The sequence below is a fragment of the Marinilactibacillus sp. Marseille-P9653 genome, assembly GCF_916618885.1.
GTDB lineage: Bacteria > Bacillota > Bacilli > Lactobacillales > Carnobacteriaceae_A > Marinilactibacillus.
Genome location: NZ_CAKAKH010000002.1, coordinates 186,050 through 205,890, shown reverse-complemented (window position 1 = coordinate 205,890; position 19,841 = coordinate 186,050). Strand labels below are relative to the sequence as shown.

The window sequence follows — 19,841 nt, the reverse complement described above, 5'->3', positions numbered from 1 at the left end:
GCTCAGGTCGTTTTTGCGTAGTTAAACAGACACAAAAGTGTTCATTTGAGGATAGTTGATGAAACTTGTATACTTTGAATAACAATATGAGAAAGAAGAGGTGTAAAATGAATAGAAAACCAATGGGAATCTTTCAAATTATAGGTATAATAGCATTAATTTTTCTAGCGCTGTTTGCTTTGTCAGCTTGTCAGTCAAATGAATTTTTTGACGAGGAGGCTACAATTGTCAAAATTGAAGTTATCGAAGATCAGACGGAAGAACCTGTGGCAACCATTACAGATCAAGTCTTTATTTCATCACTTACAGAAGAGCTAGAGTCTGCTCGAACAAGTTCGACAGCCAATCTGGACATGGTGAATCCAGATTACAAATTGTTGTTCTTGAATAAAACAGACAAGGTTGTCCGTGAGATGAGTTACTACATTGAAGAAAAAACCTTTGGTGTGATTGGTCGATATCATTATGATGGAGAATTGATAGCTGTGGTAACAGAATTACCGATAGAATAATTGTGGGAGGAAAATAATGACAGAATACATATATATGGCGAGTGACCAGCCGCTAATTTTAGGTGATTTGGGCGATAGAGGTGTTCACGTTGGGAGTCATAGTTTTTATCTTACTCATGATCATATGCCACCTTTTTATTTTGAAGAAGTTGATATTGACTATATTTATCCAATCAATAAAGGAAAGACATTTGAAGTTAGTTCGATGGGCACAGACTTACCTGATAAAGGAACAGAAATAATCAATAAGAATCAAAAGATTGCTGTAAAACTCTTGTACGATTATATTCAAGAGCTCTTCAAAGAGAAAAAAGCTCGATTTGTAATCATCGTATTCGTTCTCAATGGTCCTAAAATAAAGGGTCCCTTCAAGCAAAAAGCCTGTAAGATTAATTCGTTAGCTTTGGAAGACTTGTACTATGAAGAGCAGTCCGCTTTAGAAATTACAAGGTAATTAGATAGTCCAATTAAAACTTCTTCTTAGGATGCTTGTCGATGATTTCAGGATATTTTCCAAGCAAAGAAAGACCGATTGACGTTAACATATAGCCGCGGACGTTGAACAGCGTTTCAAGTTCGTCTTCAAGATAGGCACTTCTGACACGGTCCATCAATTGTCCCTTAGTCAAAGTAGAATAGCCAGTTGCATTTTTATCTTTCAGTAAAGCTTTTAATTGAGCAGCATTTAGATACGTCAGGGACTCCATTGCGGATAATTCTTTAGCGTATTGTTTTTCTAATACTTCTTCAAGTGCTTGTTCAGCATTGATTCCATATGTATATTCAAAGTATTTTGGAAAACCACTTTCGTTTGTAAATGTTGAAAAGCTGATTCTCCAAAGCAAGATTAAATGACCAGGCAGGATACCTTCTTCTAAACGAATCATGTTTCTTTTCGGTACAAGTGAGGCTGAGCCAATCTCAACGTCTTGTAACCAAGCATCCAAGTCACGATCCGGAGATAAGTATGGCGCTTCATCATGCTGGTCATATAACGATAAAAATTTCTGCACGTTCTCGTCACTTTGATCCAAATGCTGGTTTTGTAGTTCAATGTTACGTGTATTCATGATGAGTCTCCCCCTTGATGAAATAACTGATTGGATTCCATCATACCAGATGAGATACATAGAGACAAAAAGTAAATACATATGTTATCAGAAGTTTGATAAACGAAGCTCTAGCATCCTAGCTTCATTAATATAAGGACATAAAAAATTACAAAGAGGTTTCGTTATTCCCTATAAATGCTGGATAAATAGATTTTAGTCATTCAGATAAAGCGACATACCTACTTCAGTATCTTGCACGCGAATATCTCCGCCTTGCCTAGAAATCAAATAGACCCAGTAAAAGTCTCCGACACAACTAGCCGCATGGCAAGATGCTAGAAAAATCAACGGAATGGACGTATTTAAAGAAAATAGCGCGTAACCCATGAGTGCTGAAGAAATCAATACAAAAGGTGCCAGACAGATCAGGACAAACTGACTTCTCGTATAAAAAGAATGGGGACTCGTTGCATAAGCTAGTCCGTTCTTGAATCCAAATTTTACTTTACCTTCTGGATTGAATAACTTAAAAAAGGCACCATGAATCAGTTCGTGCACTACGATCAATAAAAAAAAGAATACTAAAAACAAAATGAAATCCATTAGACCAAAATTCATTGATACACCAAAATCTTTGTTTCCATAAAAGACATATAATAGGGTTGTAAATAAAAAGATAAACAAAAAAATCAAAGGGATAGAAAGAACATTCAGCCAGAAAATCACTTTCTTATTTTCCATCAGGTTGTAAGCTTTTATCAAGGTCATGCAGAATCATCTCTTTTCTCTTAGTTTTTATATGTACAGGTCACTTGGACCTTATACATAAAAGTATAGAGGAATGAAAAACATTGAGCAATATAGAATGTGTACGGATAATTAAACAAATCATTAGTAGACGTCTTATTTGGAAAAGTGCTATCTATCTCGGAGTCCTTTTGATAAAATCGTATTAAGTGATACATAGTCTATCTAAGGAGGAAGTCTCATGTTCAAAAAGAAGTGGCTTGTGTCAGGGATAGGATTAGGAATTTTATTGGCGGGTTGTTCGGGGGGGACGGATCAGTCAGAGAGCGATATGTCTACGGAAGTAGCTGTGACGAGCGATGAGTCAGGAGAGGTTTGGGATTCTGAAACAGAAGAAAGTACAACGAATACTGATGTTGAAGGAAATCTGATTGGAGAGAAAGTTATCAGATCCGTTTATCGAGATTATGAAACACTGGACTTTGAAGAAAGCAATACGTATATCATGGATAGGGTGGCAGAGTTCAGCGGATTTGTTGAACAGTCCAATCAGTCTACTGGAAATTATATGGATGATTCGAACCGCATATACCGCGATGGGTACTATACTTTGCGCATTCCAACCGAATCGCTTGAAGGGTTTTTAGAACAGTTAGACGGTATCGATGCTATTAAACTAAACGAAAATGTGGGCACGGAAGATGTAACGCAAAACTATACGGATACAGAATCCCGAGTCAATGTACTTAGAAACAAAGAAGAACGACTGAATAGTTTGCTAGAACAAGCGGAATCGATTGAAGATATTATTCAGATTGAAAACAGTCTTTCAGAAACGATTGCAGAAAGAGAATCTTTACAGACAGTATTAGATAACTACGATAGTTTAACCGATTATACAAGAGTTGAGATCAGTCTTTCAGAACGTCCACGGATTTCTGGAGAAAGAGAAAGTAGGCCATTCCTTGAACGCATTCAGGAAGCGCTAGTTGATTCCGCGTATGCCTTTTACTATGTGTTACAAAGTCTGATCATCGGCTTGATTTATGCCCTACCGTTTTTGATTGGAATTGGTCTGATTATCTGGATTGGCTACTACATTCATAAAAAGAGAACAAACAAGGATAAATAGATAAAACCATAAACCGAAGACGATACCGCAAAAAAGCGGGACATGTCTTCGGTTTTTCTATGTATGAGAACTGATGAAAACAGCAAAGTTGAATCAAACAGTGAATTAAAGTAGGGTAGAAATAGGAGAAGTTTCATGAACGGATTACATAAAAACAACGAGGTGAAGAGAATGGCATTTGACTATGACTTGGATTTCGATACAATTGATTTCCGCGAACAACCAGAACTCTATAGAGTGGGTAGAGGTGAGCAAGGCGTATTGATGGTAGAGCCTTATAAAGGCGAGATTCTTCCTCATTGGCGCTTTAAAACGCCTGAGATTGCCAAAGAGTCTTCTGAGAAAATTTATCAAATGTATCTGGATTATAAAGAAGCTGGAGACTTTGTTGGAATGGATATGGCAAGGAAATTCATCCAAATGGGCTATACGCGTGCTCGTCGTTACGCGAATTACAAAGGCGGCAGAAAGTACGACAAAGACGGTGAAGTCAATGAAAGAGATATTGATGAAGAAAAGGCAGAGTCAGCTGCTATCTTTGAAAAGAAATGGATTATCGTTCGAGAAGACGAAGACTATCTGAAACTTAAAAAAGCGCATCAGAAAAAATACGGCTAAATTTTTAAATGACACCTTCGAATCCCTGTGCTACGAGGATTCAAAGGTGTCATTTTTATAAAATTCCAATTGGTAAATAAACTACACGATTTTAGCGGTAAAAAGAAGAATCACCCCTGTCTTGTTCTATCAGACGGCTATTTGTATAATGAACAAAAGCCTACCAGAAACAGACAGCCAAAAAGGAGCCCGATATGATAAAAATTATGATTGTAGAAGATGACCAGACCATCGCAGAATCTTTGAAATCAGAATTAGAAAAATGGCAGTATGAAGCCTTTTATGTTACAAATTTTCAGTCTGTTTTAGAAACATTTATGGCCGAACAGCCACAACTCGTTTTAATGGATATCAATTTGCCCGCCTTTAACGGCTACCACTGGACACAGGAAATCAGAAGACGCTCCGACGTGCCCATTATCTTTATCTCATCACGAACAGATGATATGGATATGGTCATGGCCATTCAAATGGGTGCGGATGACTTTATTCAAAAACCCTTCAGTCTGACCGTTGTGATCGCCAAAGTCCAAGCCATGCTGAGACGGACCTACGACTACGCTGAAAATGAAAATTATCTTACAGTAGAAGACATCATCCTAAAACCAGCAGAATCTTCCATCACACTAGGAGACCAATCCATCGAACTCACCAAAAACGAAACGCAAATTTTGGAACTCCTTTTTAGAAATAAAGGCACCTTCGTCACCAGAGAAACCATTATCACCAGACTCTGGGAAAACGAATCTTTTATCGACGACAACACACTAGCGGTCAATATCTCAAGACTCCGGAAAAAATTCAAAGAACTAGAAAAAGAAGACCTAATCAAAACCAAGAAAGGAGCCGGCTATGGCGTCTGATAAAATAGCTTTGACACGCGGCTTCCTGAACTATCTACGTCCACAGATATTACTATTTTTACTGCAGACACTGGTCTTTGGAGCGGTCTATTTCTTGACCCGACAAGAGTCTAGAGTATTCACGACAGCTTTTCAAATCTGTCTGTTGTTATTTATCCTATCGAGTGGGATCCAGTTTTACCTCTACACAGCGAAAGCCAAAAGAGCCAAATCCACCCAATATGCAGAAACCGATGCATTCTTATCCAGTGACTATATCCACGAAATTTATGAAGAGAACTATATGAAGCTGGAAGAGACCTTGTTGCGTAAAAAGCAAGCGGACATAGAAAAACAATCTGAATTGATGGATTACTTTTCCTTATGGATCCACCAGATCAAGACCCCACTTTCTGCGATGAGTCTAGTTTTACAGCGTCAAGATGAACAGACACCCCAGCAGCGTAAACTGGAACAAGAACTGATTCACGTCAATGATTACATCCACCTTGCCCTGAACTATCTGAAGCTAGAAGAGACCGGTAAGGAACTCGAAATCGAACCAGTCGATGTCGACGCCATTATTCGCTCCGTCCTGAAAAAATATGCCATCCTCTTTATCTATAACAAAATCAGTCTGGACTTTGAACCAACAAACCTTGTGATTCAGTCAGACAAAAAATGGGTTCAAGTTTTGATTGAACAGATTATATCCAACAGCCTAAAGTACACAGAAACCGGTACGATCAAAATCACAGCCACACCAGACCAGAAACTGATTATAGAAGATACCGGAAGCGGCATCAGCAAAGAAGACCTTCCTAAAATCTTTGAAAAAGGCTATACCGGATTGAACGGTAGACTTCACGATAAATCAACAGGCATTGGCCTGTTTATCTCTAGAAAGATCACTCAACGATTGAATATCACTTTGACCATCGATTCTGAACTAGGCAGAGGAACTCAAGCCATCATTGACTTCTCCAGAAAAAAAACAACCCTCTTTGAATAAGCGTTGATTTCGAACCTTACAGTTCTGTAAGGTTGCGCGAGAAATCGTAAGAATAGATAAATGCTCCAGCTCGCAGAAGATTATATGATGGGTATAACAAAAGAGAGGGGCAAATCACAATGGGATTTTTAGAAGTTAAACATATTAAAAAAGTTTATACAGGACGATTAGGCGCTAAAGAGACAACCGCATTAAAAGATGTGCATTTTTCAGTAAACGAAGGAGAATTCGTTTCAGTCATGGGGGAATCCGGTTCGGGTAAGACGACCTTACTGAATCTACTATCGACACTCGATAAACCAACTGAAGGCGAAATCACTTTGGCGGGAACACCACTGACGACAATCAAAGAAAAAGAATTGTCTAAATTCAGAAGAGAACAACTAGGATTCGTATTTCAGGATTTCAACTTACTGGATAATTTTTCACTTAAAGACAATATCTTACTGCCACTTGTACTGGAACAGATGCCGGTAAAAGAAATGGAAGACAGGCTGAAACCACTTGTTGAAAAACTAGGCATCAGTCAATTGATCAACAACTACCCTTACGAGGTCTCAGGTGGACAGAAACAAAGAGCGGCAGTCGCCAGAGCATTGATCACGAAACCCAAACTCATACTGGCTGATGAACCGACAGGGGCGCTGGATTCGAAAGCATCCGAAGTATTGATGAATCTGTTCTCAGATATTCATGCAATGAACCAGACAATTCTGATGGTGACGCACAGTGCTCGAGCAGCGAGTTACTCAAACCGCGTCTTGTTCATTCGCGACGGCGAAGTCTATCACGAGATTTACCGTGGAGATCAGTCGACTGAAGTCTTTATGGATAGAATTTCAAAAGCCTTACTGTTTTCATTCGATAGAGGTGAGCAAGATGAAGTTTAACCTTGCCTTAAAACTAGCTACTCGAAATATGAAGTCCAACAAACAGGTTTATATTCCTTTTGTTGTATCTTCTACGCTAACCGTGTCCATGTTTTATATGATTGCTTCATTGATTACAAACTCCTTCGTCACTGAGCGAGGAGAATCTTTATCCCCACTTTTTCGACTTGGAGCCACCGTTGTAGCGATTTTTTCTCTCGTATTTATTCTTTACGCAAATAGTTTCTTGATGAAAAGACGGAAAAAAGAAATCGGACTATTTAATATTCTGGGACTGGAAAAAAGACATATTGCTAAAATTATCGCGATTGAAACAATTATAACTTTTGCAGTCAGCTTAATAACAGGATTGATTATAGGGTCACTACTAGGCCAGCTGATGTTTTATGCCATTGATTTCATTCTGATTTTACCGCAGAATTTTATCTTCACAGTAGGGATCTTGCCGATACTATTGACGGCAGTATTATTTGGAGTCATTTTTATCGTCACTTACTCGATCAACGTAGTGAACATTCAATTTTCGAACCCGATTGAATTGCTGAAAGGTGGACAATCAGGAGAAAAAGAACCAAAAAGTTCTCCGATTTTATTTGTCCTTGGACTGATTTCAATGGGCGCAGGTTATTACCTTTCTTTAACCATCAAGGATCCGATTCAGGCTATATTATTATTTACAGTAGCCGTAGTATTAGTGATGCTTGGAACGTACCTCTTATTCAATGCAGGAACGATCATTATTCTAAAAGCTTTAAAGAAAAGAAAAAACTTTTACTATCAACCAGGTCCATTTATCTCGATTTCCGGAATGCTATATCGTATGAAACAGCACGCGACCGGTCTGGCAAATCTTTGTCTGTTATCTGCGATGGTACTCATTACAGTCTCTACAACGACAGCACTTTATGCTAGTGCAGAAAATCTGGTTAAGTTAGCCATTCCAGTAGAAAATAGGTTAAATATTTCAAATGTAGATGATTTAAGTGAATCCGAGTTTGAAGAGACCAAAGTAGAACCGTTAATCAATATCGTGAGAGAAGAAACAGAGAATAGCGCGGTGGACATTGAAGACTTGAAGTCGTACTCAAATATGACACTTTTCGATAGTCAAATCATCAATGATGAGTTCATTTATCGCTATTCAGACAAGGCAGTAGAAAGTGATGCTGTTGAGAACGTTAATACCGTCATGATTCCGCTACAAGATTATAATGAACTAACCGGTCAGTCTCTGACGCTTGAAAATGGCGCTATCTATGTAGATGATCCTTCAGAAATGATCTCAGGTAATACTTTAGATATTGAAGGGGTGGAGTATAGCATCAATCAACTGGATGATGTACCGGATTATCTAGTTACGACAGGTCCAAATATGAATCAACTTCTAGTCGTTTTGCCAGACATGGATACCTTGATGTCTATCCGTAATGTCATAAATGGCTATTTAACGGACTTCACGGAAAGTGTCAGTAAAGAAATTATATGGTCAACGACAGGTTCACAAACAGAAGAACTGGCCTACGCTGAACATATGACAGAAGTTTTCAGAGATAGAAGCCTTGGCTTTCCTTTTTATCAAAATAGAGAACAGTTCCGAATCGGTTATTATGATATCACAGGAGGTTTCCTGTTCCTTGGAGTTTATCTAGGGTTCTTATTCATTATTGGGACCGTATTGATCACTTACTTCAAGCAGATCTCTGAAGGATATGAAGATAGAGCAAGGATTCAGGCCATGCAGAAAGTTGGGCTGGATAAGAAAATGACAAGAAAAGCAACTCGCTCTCAAGTAGTCTGGATGTTCTTGTTGCCACTTGTGGTAGCCATCATCCACACAATTGTTGCGTATCCGATTTTGTTCCAGATGCTTTCTGCTATCGGACTCATCACACATACGCTGCTAGCGGGGACAGTTGCAATTGTAGCTCTGGCATTCAGTCTGATTTATGGTATTGTCTACCTGATCACCTCGAAAATTTACTTAAAAATCGTTGAATAAGATTAAAAGCGACACCTCCTCAAAACATCAGCTAATTTGCTGAGTGAAAAGAGGAGGTGTTTTTTCTACTTGTCAATCAATGATTGTTCATTGCATAGGCTATTTGTATAATAGGTGAGAATGATGCAAGGATGCTTATAGATAAATTTCATAAATTAAGAGGTGACTTATGCAATTATTGATCGTTGAAGACGACACTACAATCGCTACTGGTCTAGAATATGCGCTTCAAGGAGAAGGATTCAGTACCGTTCTCTGCCAAAATGTCGCTGCTGGAAAGAGAGCAATCGAAACAACTGACTTTGATTTATGTCTGCTGGATATTACCTTACCCGAAGGTACGGGATATGAATTGTGCAAGCAAATCAGAGAAAAAAGCAATTGTCCGGTTATTTTTCTGACAGCACTGGAAGAAGAAGTGAATGTTGTGATGGGACTGGATATGGGTGCGGATGATTATATCACAAAACCCTTCAGACTAAGAGAACTGATTTCTAGAATCCATTCCGTCTTAAGACGATATCAGAAACCACAGGAAGCGTTAAGTGGGTACAAGGTCGGTCAGATTAGAGTGAATATGCAAGAAGCGAAAGTGTATAAAAACAATCAAGAAGTCGCATTGACGGCACTGGAATACAAATTGTTATTAACCTTTATTCAAAATGAAGGTCAAGTTTTGTCTCGGGCACAGCTGCTGGAAGGCATCTGGGATGTTGCCGGAGATTTTGTAAATGATAATACGCTAACGGTTTATATTAAGAGAATCCGGGATAAACTGGAAGACGATCCTCAAAAACCACAGATCATCAAAACCGTCAGGGGACTCGGTTACAAGTTGGGAGACTAATATGTTCAGAAACAGAGGAATCAGTAAAATGTTAGTGATTATGGTGGGGATGGCTTTGATTGGTTTCCTCGTCATTTCTTGGATCAACCTATTGGCAGGAATTGTGGCATTTTTTGGTATGAGTAGTTTGATTGGTATCAGCCTGTATTTTGACCGTCAGCGTTACAAGGAGATTGAAAAGCTATCCGGCTACTTGAGAACGATCAGTAATGGTCAATATTCTCTTGATATAAGAGACAACGAAGAAGGCGAACTGAGTATCTTGAAAAATGAGATTTATAAAGTTACCTTGATGTTGTCCAAACAAAGTGACTATTTGAATCAAGATAAAAAGCATCTTGCAGATGCCTTATCAGATATATCGCATCAATTGAAAACGCCTCTGACCTCGATGCTGGTTATGATTGATCTCTTGAGTCAACAGAATCTTACAGAAGAAAAGCGAATAGAATTTACCGGGAATATTGAAAAACAGCTGGAAAGAATGGACTGGCTACTCAGTTCTTTATTGAAATTATCCAAGATCGATGCTGGCACGGCCATCTTTAAAAAGGAAAACGTAGTCGTAGAAGATTTAATTCGAGAGGCGCTCACACCGCTACGGATTCCAATCGAATTAAAAAATCAGGAACTTTTGCTTACGGGTGAAAAAGAGGTGACTTTTTTAGGTGACCAGCAGTGGACCAGTGAAGCCCTTATCAATATCTTGAAGAACTGTATCGAACATACACCTGAGGAAGGCCGCATCGGTATTCACTACAAAGAGAATCCACTGTATACAGAAATATTAATTGGAGATACGGGGAATGGCATTTCAAGAGAAGATCTTCCCAATGTTTTCAGGCGGTTCTATAGAGGCAAGAATGCATCAGAAAACAGTATCGGAATCGGACTGGCGATGGCGCATACGATTGTTGAGAGTCAAAAGGGGTCGCTGGATGTGAAAAGTGAACAAGGCAGGGGAACGCAGTTTACGATCCGATTTCATAAAAGCTAAAATGACTAAACTGTCATAATGGAGTCACGGACGAGTCATGTTAGACAGGTATAGTTAATATATAGATTAAAGGAGGGTATAAAATGGCTATTGTAAGAGTAGAAAACCTGTCTAAAGTATACGGAAGTGGAGAAACAGCCGTTAAAGCACTGGATGATGTATCCTTAACGATTGAAAAAGGAGAATTTGTTGCCATCGTTGGCGCATCAGGATCCGGTAAATCGACGCTGATGCATATGCTTGGAGGCGTCGATCATCCAACAAGTGGAAAAGTATGGATCGAGGAGACTGGCATTTATGAATTAAATGAGACGCAATTAGCGATTTTTAGAAGAAGACAAATCGGATTGATTTATCAGTTTTTCAACTTGATTCCGGTATTGAATGTTAAAGAAAATATGACCTTGCCCTTGCTGTTGGATGGACACGAAGTAGACCAGAAGAAGTTTGAGCAAATCATCCAATCACTTAAGTTGGAAGAGAGGCAAACGCATTTACCGAATCAACTATCCGGTGGTCAGCAGCAGCGCGTCTCAATTGGTCGCGCCTTGGTTAGTAACCCGGCGATTATGCTAGCGGATGAGCCCACAGGGAATCTGGATAGCAAGAACAGCGAAGAGATTATGTCACTACTTAAACATTTCAACAAGACATTCAGCCAGACATTGGTCATGATCACACATGACGAAGAGATTGCGTTGATGGCGGATCGGATCATCGCGATCGAGGATGGACGGGTCATCAGAGACGAGAGGATCCGCTCATGACAATCGTTCAAAAATTAGCGATAAAACAATTATGGTTAAATAAAAAGCGCTCTTTGATTACGGTGATTGGTGTCGTGATTTCAGTGGCTATGATCACGGGCGTGATTACATTAGTTTTGTCTTTCATGAATCTCTTGCAGCGTCAGGTGATTGCGAATGAAGGCGAATGGCACTTTTCCTACTCGGACATCAATGCTACTCAGTTGGAAGCCATCGAACAAGATCCAAACCAAAGAGATATTCTGATCAGTCAAGACGAAGGCTTTGCGGAATTTGAAGGTAGCACAAATCCTGATCGTCCTTATTTCCTGGTACGCAATTACAATAAAACAGCCTTTGAAACCTTTCCGATTCAGTTAAAAGAAGGCAGACTACCTACGCAGTCAAATGAATTACTGATCTCTGATTCTATTAGCAATCAAGATGCTTTCACTTATGAAATTGGCGATACAATCGAAATGGAACTGGGTCAGAGACAACCATCAGATGACCCTTCTAGAATCCTAACGCAAGAAGATGCACTAGTAAACTTCGATGGCGTAACAGAGTCTTTGACAATCGAAGAAACCGTTGTGTACACGATTGTGGGTACAATGGAAACACCTTTTTTTGAGAATAGCTGGAATCCGGGCTATGTATTTTTATCCTACAAAGATGAACAGATGATAACCGGTGACCAGAAAACAGACGCTTATATTGTGATGGATCATCTAGATCAATCTTCTCCGGAATACGTTACAACATTTGCAGAAACCAATGGTATTGGAGCAGTTGGTTCACATGGAAATTTACTCAGGTATTATGGCATTCTTTCTCAGGATCGAACGCGCAATATGCTCATCAGTTTGTCAGCAATCGTGATTGTTATCATTGTCATTGGTTCTGTATCACTGATTTACAATGCCTTTGCGATTTCTGTTTCAGAGCGGGCAAGACAACTTGGAATGTTGTCTAGTATTGGCGCAACCAAGCGTCAGAAACGCAATGTAGTCTTTTTCGAAGGTGCTCTGATCGGAGCGGTCAGTATACCAATTGGAATTATCATTGGCTTTACAGGCATTGCATTGACCTTTTTGATCTTCAATTCATTGATTCAACAAGCAATTGATACCACAGAAAGTTTACGTGTCGTCTTTTCTCTTTGGACAATCTTGATTGCTTTGATTATTTCGATTAGTACGCTGTTTCTTTCAACCTATTTACCGGCAAAGAAAGCCTCTGAAGTAACTGCTATTGAAGCGATTCGTCAGACTCAGACAATCAAGTTATCCAATAAAACCGTTCGTACGCCTAAACTTGTACGCAAGCTATTTGGGATCGAAGGAGACCTTGCTTCGAAAAATATTAGAAGAAACCGTTCTGGTTACCGAGCGATTGTTTTCTCTTTGAGTATTAGCGTCGTACTATTCCTGACAATCTCTTATTTTGCATCGAGCTTGGCTAAGTCAAATGAACTACTGGAGCAGGGTGAAAATTATGATGTTGCTGTCACTTTGAATCGAAGCGGAAAGGAAGCATTAGATCCAGAACTACTTTCTAAACTGACAGCATTAGATGAAATTGATCAAGTCACAGCAATCAGTTGGATTTCGGGCACTTCATGGATTGAAGAAGATAAAATCGCTGAAGAACTTGTTGGATATGGGCAGCTAGAAGACGGGAAATATCCTTACAGTCTAACGATCCATGGACTAGACACTGAAACGATGAAAAGCTATGCCGCAGCTAACGGTGGGGCATACGAATCGATGATCAATACAGAAAATCCAATGATGATTGTTCAGGAAACCATCCAATATTTAACAGAAGATGGCGAAGAAAATATCGTCGAAACAAAAGCGTTGAACGCAGAAGTAAATGACGAAATCGTACCGGAAATGTACGATCTTGAAACAGAAAGCTACTTCAGTCTACCTGCTTTAAAAATTGCGGCTTTAGCAGATACATCTCCGATAGGCATTTCGAACAATATTCCACTGGGTACGTTAAACGTATTTGTTTCAGAAGAAGTCTTCAATGTACTAGTAGATAATGAACAAGTTAAAGATGAATTTATCGAACGAGCAGTCTATTATCAAAGTAATCAGGCACAGCTACTGGAAAATAAATTAGAAGATATTCAAAAAGACTCAGGAGACACGGGGGTTTCTATCTACAATAGACAAAGAGCCAAACAAAGAGGCGAACAAGTTATTCTCTTAGGCTATGTTTTCTCAAATGCCTTTGTGATTCTGATTACTTTGATCTGTATCGCAACGATCTTCAATACGATCTCCACAAGCATTTCCCTCAGAAAGAGAGAGTTTGCGATGCTGAGATCGATGGGAATGACACCGAAAAGTTTTACTAAAATGATTCAACTGGAAAGTATATTCTATGGATTAAAAGCACTCCTTTATGGACTGCCGATCAGTTTCCTGATGATTTACGCAATTTATAGAGTATGGCGTACCAGATTCCAATTCGCATTTGAAATGCCCTGGGGTGCAATCGTCATAGCTGTCATCAGTGTGTTTGTGATTGTTGGACTAGCCATGATCTATTCCAGCAATAAAATCAAAAATGACACCATTATCGATGGATTGAAACAAGAGAATATTTAATCGAATAGTCAATAGAAAAGTCGTTCAATGGAGTAGTACTCGATTGAACGACTTTTTGTTTTAATTAAACATTGTTGCTTGTTTTCTTGAATGGTATAGTTTTATAAGAGTTTGAAAAAATAGAAGATATTTAACTATGCATTATCAGTTAAATTGAATAGTAATAGAAAGGAGTGTACGAACAATGAAACTATTTGGAATAGAAATGAACCCCAAACGAGTTTTGATGGCTGCAATAAGTGCCCTATTTTTAACTGTGTTTATATTTAATTACTCAGAAATATTTGCGACTATATATGAAACGGGTCGAGATTTTGGTAGAAGCCTCGTCAGTCTGTTTATGTCTTAAAAGATATACATACTTACATAGCATTTTAGGATATTCTGTAGCCCGTTTGAATGAATTCTATCTTACTAATAACTTAAAAAGCAAGAGACACCACTCAGGTATCTCTTTCTTTTTATAACTGTTCTTTATTGGAATATGTACGATACTCTTTGCTTTCCACTGAATTTGCAATTCGATCCAGTGATCTTGATATTTTGTAAACCATAACACCAAAATATATGACAATAAGTGGCGTGACCAATAAAGGTATCAATGAAAGTAAACTAAAATAATTTATAAAATCCATAAGTTTTACACCTCCTATTTCGAATTACGTTATTCACGGGAATCTATTTAGGTACTTTTATCCTCTAATAAAATCATAGAGGAAACAAATACTCATATCAATTGATAACGGTTTTTGTATTTGATCTGCAGGTGTTATAATAACCAAAACTATACTATACAGATTTGAGTTAGAGAAGGAGCGGCTTGAACATGATGCCTACAAGAGATAACGGGTACACCAATATAGTGATGCTAGTGGCAACGGTCGTAGGTGCGATTAGTGGAACAATCATTGGGCTGTTTTTTGGTCGAATGTTACTTGGTACATTTATCGGCGGAGGACTAGGATATGCAGTTGGAACATTGATTTATTTCTTGAAAGTAAAAGAAGATATCAACAAGCATAAATAGAACAGGTTTAAAGTAAAAGTATCATAATAGAACTCGAAGACTTCACAACATGTATGTGAAAGCTTCGGGTTCTTTCTGATTTTATAGACGAAACAAACAGTACGATTCTGTTCACATTTCAAACAAAAAGCGGTTACGTAACAGTAAGCTTTTTTGATAGAATAGAGAAAAGATAAAATCGTACTATTTTTTTCAGCTTTTACTATAGGGGGAGAAAGTGTGGAGAAACTTAAAAATGAGTTAAATATCGCAATTAGGGGAATCGTGTTTATATTTATACCAGTAACGGCATTGATCTATGTGCTTTACGGACTTGTATTTAAAACGGAACTTAATATCTTTACCTTTGAATTGGCTGCATCTCTATTTTTATTTTCAAACTGGATGACTGATAAATACAAACAAAATAAAATTGAAATACAGCTGGAAAATCTAAGAGAACTGGAAGACGTCATTCAAGAAGGAAAGTGGGAGCTTTTGGATAGGCGCCAAGACCAGCTCTTGATTAGACCGAGCTTTGATTATCCATTCAGTCTTGTCATACCGGACCAAATCACGATTCACTATACATATAAAAGAGCCACCATCGAAGGACCTAATCACTACATCAGCTTATTAAGCGAGCATTTTAAAGGCGATCAAACAGTCTGGTCCAGAAAGTGGTCAAGGTTCAAAATCCTAGCCTCAGGATTTGTCTTATTTTTACCCTTGTTTCTAGATTCAGGCATCCTCTGGGAAAGCAAGGTCCTTTATCACAATGTCTTCGCAACGACTCACGAACCAGTCGAAGGTGTCGATGAACGTACACAGGGTAATTTGGTAGAGAATATCAAAAATTCGGGCATCGGCGTAGAGAGTGAAGCCTACATCTTTTACGTAGAAAATGACAATTAGATCGTTAGAACAGATAAAGACTTCCAGAACAAGGAATACCTGACAGAAGTAGGTACCTATTTTGATAACAGGGACTTGAACATTGTTGGGGACTGGTTGTATTACGTAGATGGTAGATCCATCAAAAGAATTCAGTTTGATGGAACAGACAAAGAAACGATTTTCGATATAGATTATCCATATAACATGCAGATCCAAGGGAACTGGATTTACTTCATCAGTATAAATGCTCATTCAAATATCTACCGAATGAATCTGGATGGAAAAAATCTTGAACGGTACTTGGATGTGTTCGCAACAGAATTCACCTTGTACGATGATCATATGCTGTTCAGTCATGGAGCAGATGAATATGACTACCGCCAGACAGTTGAAAAAATAGACTTGAATGATCAATCTCGAACCGTTTTATTTCACGGAAACAACTCTGGTTTAATCGAGTGGGATGGTTACTATTATTATACAAACGATAATTCAAAACTGATTCGAAGAAAAATTTCGGAGCCAGCAGAACCAGAAGTGGTTACGAAGGCATTGATTTCAAGCTTTACCATCACTGATAGTGGAATCTACTACGGACTTGACCGAACTTATCAATCAGGAATGTACAGAATCGACTTAGATGGACAAAACGAAGAAAAACTCAATGTGAAATCTAACTTGATTGATGGACTGAATAAAGTCGAAGACTCCGTGATCTTTCGAATCAACAACATGAACCGACCATCAGAAAACTAGACCCAAAAACAGGAGAGATCACAGATATAGAAGCTTAAAACTTTGGGAGAATAGTGAAAGGAGCATCAAAAGATGAAAAAAACAAAAAGCCAATACTGGAATTGGATCGATATTGCACTAAGAAGTACGCTTTTTTTAATCTTACCTGGATTCTTAATGATCTACGTATTTTACCAAGTGTTATTCAATGTAGAGCTAAACCTGTATTGGCTAACTTTATTCCTTACATGGACTAGTGTCGTCAAGTTGATGATTGAGAAATACGAACACCAATCATTAAATGAACCCTTGCCAACCTTTGAGGGAATCGAAAGACTATTGACCACTGAAAACTGGGAAATCCTAGATAGAACGACAAACAGTATGGTCATCAGGCCTACATTCGACTTCCCATTCAACCTTCTGTTAAACGACAAAGTAACCGTCAATTACGCAGACGGTCGTGTAATCGTTGAAGGTCCACTTCAGTACTTAAATGTCTTTCTCCAAGAAATACGTGGAGACAAGAAGATAGAGAAAAAGAAAAACTGGACAGTTTCAGGTATCATTCTACCGGTCTTTGCGATTTCTTTGCCAATTTTATTAGATGGAGGCTTGTGGCGAGAAATGAGAATCTTCTATCATAATGCATTTGCTAGTGCAGAAGTTCAAATAGAAATACCAGAAGAAGGATTCTTAGGGAATTCCGCTGAAAACATCTTAAGCAACGGTTTCGGAGCAGAAAACGAGGAATTCGTCTTTTATATTGAAAACAATGAAATCATTAAAGCCAACAAAAACTTTGAAGAAAGAGAAGTTTTACTAGATTCCCAAGGGGCTACCCGAATGAATCTGAACGTCGTAGGCGATTACTTGTATTTTACAAACTATGATGAATTGATCCGGGTGCCAATTGATGGTGGAGAAACGGAAACGATTTATGACATGGAAGTTTTGACAGAAGTCCAGATCAAAGATGACTGGATCTACTTTACCAGTTACGAAGACAACAGTAACCTTTATAGAATGGATCTGAACGGTGGGCAAATCAAAAGACTTTTAAATGAATACGTCAGTAAATTCAGTGTATATGAAGATAAAATCCTGGTCAGTTATGAAAAAGATCATGCGCTTCGAACAGATAAGCTCAGTTTAGATGGTAGCGATCAAACACGACTGCTAAACGAAGATACCTTCAAGCTGTTGGAGTGGGAAGGCTATTACTACTACCTAGATCCCGGCAGCATACTTTACCGCAAAAAAGTAGATGGTTCAGGTAAAGCAGAACAGATCCTCTACGAAAACGTTCGAAACTACACCATCACAGATCAAGGAATCTTTTATTCCATCTACCAGTCAGACCTAACCAATACCGAAAACGGCGTCTACCTGACCGATCACGAAGGAAAAGAAAGCGAAAAACTCTTCACCGCAACCAACATCACAAACTTCGCCACAACAGAAAACGGCGTCCTATTACAATCCAGTGGCTCCTCAGGAAGACCGAGAGTGTATGAGTATTCAACTGGGGAAGTTCGATTTATGGAATAGCCCATTCAAATACTAATCAACTATTAAAAAGTAAACAGTATAAAGAATGGCTCAATCTTAATAAATTTCAAAAGGACGTGAGTCACATCAATAAACGTTTAGAAAGTGATGAATTATACGTTTTAAATTTAATTGCAGATATTATAGGTGAGAACTACAAAGGGCAGATGAGGTTTGATACACTTCTTGGTGACTCAGGAAAAAGTGGAAGACGTGTTAAGCTTCCAGTAGATGCTTTTTTTCCAGCAGCTAACCTTATAGTTGAATATAGAGAAAAACAGCACTCACAACCGGTTGGAATTATGGACAAACGAATGACAATAAGCGGTGTTTCAAGAGGAGAACAAAGAAGGCTTTACGATTTACGCAAAGAGCAATGGGCTTTGGATAATAAAGTTGACCTTCTTGTTATATCATACTTTGATTTAGCACATAAAAAACTTGGGAAATTAAAAAGAGATTCAGATCATGATAGGGTAGTCTTGAAGAATTTCCTGGATTTCATCTAAAAAAAACAAGCCTATGATTAGAAAATTTAATGAGAAACGAGTAAAAGTATATGAATACGTTACTGGAGAAATTTGGGCGTTAGACTAAATATCTAAATCATTAAATAAACCAATATTGTATAGAACTGTATATTCTCAAGAAAGAATGTGGCGAGATGAAAATAAAACCCAGAAAACCTAGTATAAAGAGATCGATCAAAGCCAAGACAACTGGTAAAGCGAAGAGAGCTATTAAAAAATCAATTAACCCTACTTATGGTAAAAAAGGTGCTGGATGGGTAAAAGATCCCAAAAGAGCAGCAAAAAATAAAATCTATCATGCGACGACTTTTGATACTAGAAAAGTACTTGCTCCTAAGAAGCATTCAAATAAAAAAGCTATAAAAAAACCAATTCAATCATATAAAAAAACAACAACTAAACTAAAAGGTAAAAGTAATCACGATACGTTACTTTTCTGGATCTTGGTGACCTTAGCTTTTGTAGGATTTTTTAGTGGTAGTTTAAGTGGTTTTGTATTTGCGATCGTTATGGGATATCTGGCTAATAAAGTATTTAAACGTAAAGCGATAGAAGAAGAGTATACTAGTATAGCTAAGATGGATAATGTCCCTATAGATTCTTCGTTTAATATCAATGATCGCTCTGAAGAAATAGGATACTATTGTGGAAAACATTACACAGAGTATGTGGATCAGATCAAACAATTGAAAAGAGAAAAGAAAAACCAAGAAGCCATAAACTTGTTAAACGAATTGGTACTAGTTGTAGAATCCGAATCGGCAATCAACCAAGCAGGGATACCACCCTTTTATTATGAGCAATTGGCTATACTTTATAGAAAAGAAAAGCAATCAGATAAAGAAGTTAAAATATTGGAAAGATACATCGAAGTCACAAGTCAGTATGGAGACCCGAGCAAGAAGTTAGTAGAAAGATTGAATAAATTAGTAGTTAATAATACTTAATTTATATTAAAAACGATTACGGTTGCCAAAACTAATAAAATAAACATATAGAAAAGGCTATTTGAACAGTAATGGTTCTTTAAATAGCCTTTTAAATTTAAATTTGTAGAAAACTTGTTCCCAAAACTTCTTTTATAAATGAGTATGAATAGTTTAT

At 38.0% G+C, this 19,841-nt stretch carries 20 protein-coding genes; 18 read left to right on the top strand and 2 right to left on the bottom strand.

Going from position 1 to position 19,841, the window contains the following annotated elements:
- Positions 1-107: 107 nt before the first annotated feature.
- Positions 108-512 carry a hypothetical protein gene (locus LG377_RS11455; RefSeq protein ID WP_225744856.1) on the top strand — a complete coding sequence of 135 codons (405 nt, stop codon included), beginning with the start codon at positions 108-110 and terminating at the stop codon, positions 510-512.
- Positions 513-528: 16 nt separating this feature from the next.
- Positions 529-966: a hypothetical protein gene (locus LG377_RS11450; RefSeq protein ID WP_225744855.1), complete on the top strand. Its 438-nt coding sequence runs from the start codon at positions 529-531 to the stop codon at positions 964-966.
- Positions 967-979: 13 nt separating this feature from the next.
- Here the strand turns inward: LG377_RS11450 and LG377_RS11445 are convergent, their stop codons facing one another.
- Together LG377_RS11445 and LG377_RS11440 are read right to left on the bottom strand one after the other, a co-directional pair.
- Entirely contained in the window at positions 980-1,582 is a 603-nt protein-coding gene (locus tag LG377_RS11445) for a hypothetical protein (RefSeq protein ID WP_225744854.1), read from the bottom strand.
- 195 nt (positions 1,583-1,777) lie between these two features.
- Entirely contained in the window at positions 1,778-2,332 is a 555-nt protein-coding gene (locus LG377_RS11440; protein ID WP_225744853.1) for a DUF3267 domain-containing protein, read from the bottom strand.
- Positions 2,333-2,552: 220 nt separating this feature from the next.
- Between LG377_RS11440 and LG377_RS11435 the strand changes: the two genes are divergently transcribed.
- The 16 genes from LG377_RS11435 (at position 2,553) to LG377_RS11360 (ending at position 19,684) form a co-directional block, all read left to right on the top strand.
- On the top strand, positions 2,553-3,443 hold the full coding sequence (locus tag LG377_RS11435) for a DUF4349 domain-containing protein (protein WP_225744852.1): 891 nt from the start codon (positions 2,553-2,555) through the stop codon (positions 3,441-3,443).
- Between the two features lie 135 nt (positions 3,444-3,578).
- Positions 3,579-4,061 carry a DUF4385 domain-containing protein gene (locus tag LG377_RS11430; protein ID WP_225744851.1) on the top strand — a complete coding sequence of 161 codons (483 nt, stop codon included), beginning with the start codon at positions 3,579-3,581 and terminating at the stop codon, positions 4,059-4,061.
- Positions 4,062-4,255: 194 nt separating this feature from the next.
- A complete protein-coding gene (locus tag LG377_RS11425) occupies positions 4,256-4,924 on the top strand; it encodes a response regulator transcription factor (RefSeq protein WP_225744850.1) in 669 nt (222 codons plus the stop codon).
- The gene (locus LG377_RS11420) at positions 4,914-5,915 is read left to right on the top strand and encodes a HAMP domain-containing sensor histidine kinase (RefSeq protein WP_225744849.1); all 1,002 of its coding nucleotides are present in this window, start codon (positions 4,914-4,916) and stop codon (positions 5,913-5,915) included. The genes LG377_RS11425 and LG377_RS11420 overlap by 11 nt, the downstream gene beginning before the upstream one ends.
- A gap of 119 nt (positions 5,916-6,034) precedes the next feature.
- Complete coding sequence (locus LG377_RS11415) at positions 6,035-6,805, top strand: ABC transporter ATP-binding protein (RefSeq protein WP_225744848.1); 771 nt, start codon at positions 6,035-6,037, stop codon at positions 6,803-6,805.
- Entirely contained in the window at positions 6,795-8,804 is a 2,010-nt protein-coding gene (locus LG377_RS11410; protein WP_225744847.1) for an FtsX-like permease family protein, read from the top strand. Before LG377_RS11415 ends, LG377_RS11410 begins: the two co-directional genes overlap by 11 nt.
- A 169-nt stretch (positions 8,805-8,973) precedes the next feature.
- Complete coding sequence (locus tag LG377_RS11405) at positions 8,974-9,651, top strand: response regulator transcription factor (protein ID WP_225744846.1); 678 nt, start codon at positions 8,974-8,976, stop codon at positions 9,649-9,651.
- 1 nt (position 9,652) lies between these two features.
- Entirely contained in the window at positions 9,653-10,648 is a 996-nt protein-coding gene (locus LG377_RS11400) for a sensor histidine kinase KdpD (RefSeq protein WP_225744845.1), read from the top strand.
- 83 nt (positions 10,649-10,731) lie between these two features.
- Positions 10,732-11,415: an ABC transporter ATP-binding protein gene (locus LG377_RS11395; RefSeq protein WP_225744844.1), complete on the top strand. Its 684-nt coding sequence runs from the start codon at positions 10,732-10,734 to the stop codon at positions 11,413-11,415.
- A complete protein-coding gene (locus tag LG377_RS11390) occupies positions 11,412-14,018 on the top strand; it encodes an ABC transporter permease (protein ID WP_225744843.1) in 2,607 nt (868 codons plus the stop codon). The genes LG377_RS11395 and LG377_RS11390 overlap by 4 nt, the downstream gene beginning before the upstream one ends.
- Before the next feature lie 826 nt (positions 14,019-14,844).
- The gene (locus tag LG377_RS11385; protein WP_225744842.1) at positions 14,845-15,045 is read left to right on the top strand and encodes a hypothetical protein; all 201 of its coding nucleotides are present in this window, start codon (positions 14,845-14,847) and stop codon (positions 15,043-15,045) included.
- A 219-nt stretch (positions 15,046-15,264) separates the two neighbouring features.
- A complete protein-coding gene (locus LG377_RS11380) occupies positions 15,265-15,939 on the top strand; it encodes a hypothetical protein (protein WP_225744841.1) in 675 nt (224 codons plus the stop codon).
- Positions 15,940-16,677: a DUF5050 domain-containing protein gene (locus tag LG377_RS11375; RefSeq protein WP_225744968.1), complete on the top strand. Its 738-nt coding sequence runs from the start codon at positions 15,940-15,942 to the stop codon at positions 16,675-16,677.
- 72 nt (positions 16,678-16,749) lie between these two features.
- On the top strand, positions 16,750-18,207 hold the full coding sequence (locus LG377_RS11370) for a DUF5050 domain-containing protein (protein ID WP_225744840.1): 1,458 nt from the start codon (positions 16,750-16,752) through the stop codon (positions 18,205-18,207).
- 77 nt (positions 18,208-18,284) lie between these two features.
- Positions 18,285-18,716, top strand: a complete 432-nt coding sequence (locus LG377_RS11365; RefSeq protein WP_225744839.1) for a hypothetical protein — start codon at positions 18,285-18,287, stop codon at positions 18,714-18,716.
- 155 nt (positions 18,717-18,871) lie between these two features.
- Positions 18,872-19,684 carry a hypothetical protein gene (locus tag LG377_RS11360; protein WP_225744838.1) on the top strand — a complete coding sequence of 271 codons (813 nt, stop codon included), beginning with the start codon at positions 18,872-18,874 and terminating at the stop codon, positions 19,682-19,684.
- Positions 19,685-19,841: the final 157 nt, after the last annotated feature.

Coding starts and splice junctions, on each gene's coding strand:
- LG377_RS11455 (WP_225744856.1), top strand. CDS start 108: ATGAATAGAAAACCAATGGGAATCTTTCAAATTATAGGTATAATAGCA.
- LG377_RS11450 (WP_225744855.1), top strand. CDS start 529: ATGACAGAATACATATATATGGCGAGTGACCAGCCGCTAATTTTAGGT.
- LG377_RS11445 (WP_225744854.1), bottom strand. CDS start 1,582: ATGAATACACGTAACATTGAACTACAAAACCAGCATTTGGATCAAAGT.
- LG377_RS11440 (WP_225744853.1), bottom strand. CDS start 2,332: ATGACCTTGATAAAAGCTTACAACCTGATGGAAAATAAGAAAGTGATT.
- LG377_RS11435 (WP_225744852.1), top strand. CDS start 2,553: ATGTTCAAAAAGAAGTGGCTTGTGTCAGGGATAGGATTAGGAATTTTA.
- LG377_RS11430 (WP_225744851.1), top strand. CDS start 3,579: ATGAACGGATTACATAAAAACAACGAGGTGAAGAGAATGGCATTTGAC.
- LG377_RS11425 (WP_225744850.1), top strand. CDS start 4,256: ATGATAAAAATTATGATTGTAGAAGATGACCAGACCATCGCAGAATCT.
- LG377_RS11420 (WP_225744849.1), top strand. CDS start 4,914: ATGGCGTCTGATAAAATAGCTTTGACACGCGGCTTCCTGAACTATCTA.
- LG377_RS11415 (WP_225744848.1), top strand. CDS start 6,035: ATGGGATTTTTAGAAGTTAAACATATTAAAAAAGTTTATACAGGACGA.
- LG377_RS11410 (WP_225744847.1), top strand. CDS start 6,795: ATGAAGTTTAACCTTGCCTTAAAACTAGCTACTCGAAATATGAAGTCC.
- LG377_RS11405 (WP_225744846.1), top strand. CDS start 8,974: ATGCAATTATTGATCGTTGAAGACGACACTACAATCGCTACTGGTCTA.
- LG377_RS11400 (WP_225744845.1), top strand. CDS start 9,653: ATGTTCAGAAACAGAGGAATCAGTAAAATGTTAGTGATTATGGTGGGG.
- LG377_RS11395 (WP_225744844.1), top strand. CDS start 10,732: ATGGCTATTGTAAGAGTAGAAAACCTGTCTAAAGTATACGGAAGTGGA.
- LG377_RS11390 (WP_225744843.1), top strand. CDS start 11,412: ATGACAATCGTTCAAAAATTAGCGATAAAACAATTATGGTTAAATAAA.
- LG377_RS11385 (WP_225744842.1), top strand. CDS start 14,845: ATGATGCCTACAAGAGATAACGGGTACACCAATATAGTGATGCTAGTG.
- LG377_RS11370 (WP_225744840.1), top strand. CDS start 16,750: ATGAAAAAAACAAAAAGCCAATACTGGAATTGGATCGATATTGCACTA.
- LG377_RS11360 (WP_225744838.1), top strand. CDS start 18,872: ATGAAAATAAAACCCAGAAAACCTAGTATAAAGAGATCGATCAAAGCC.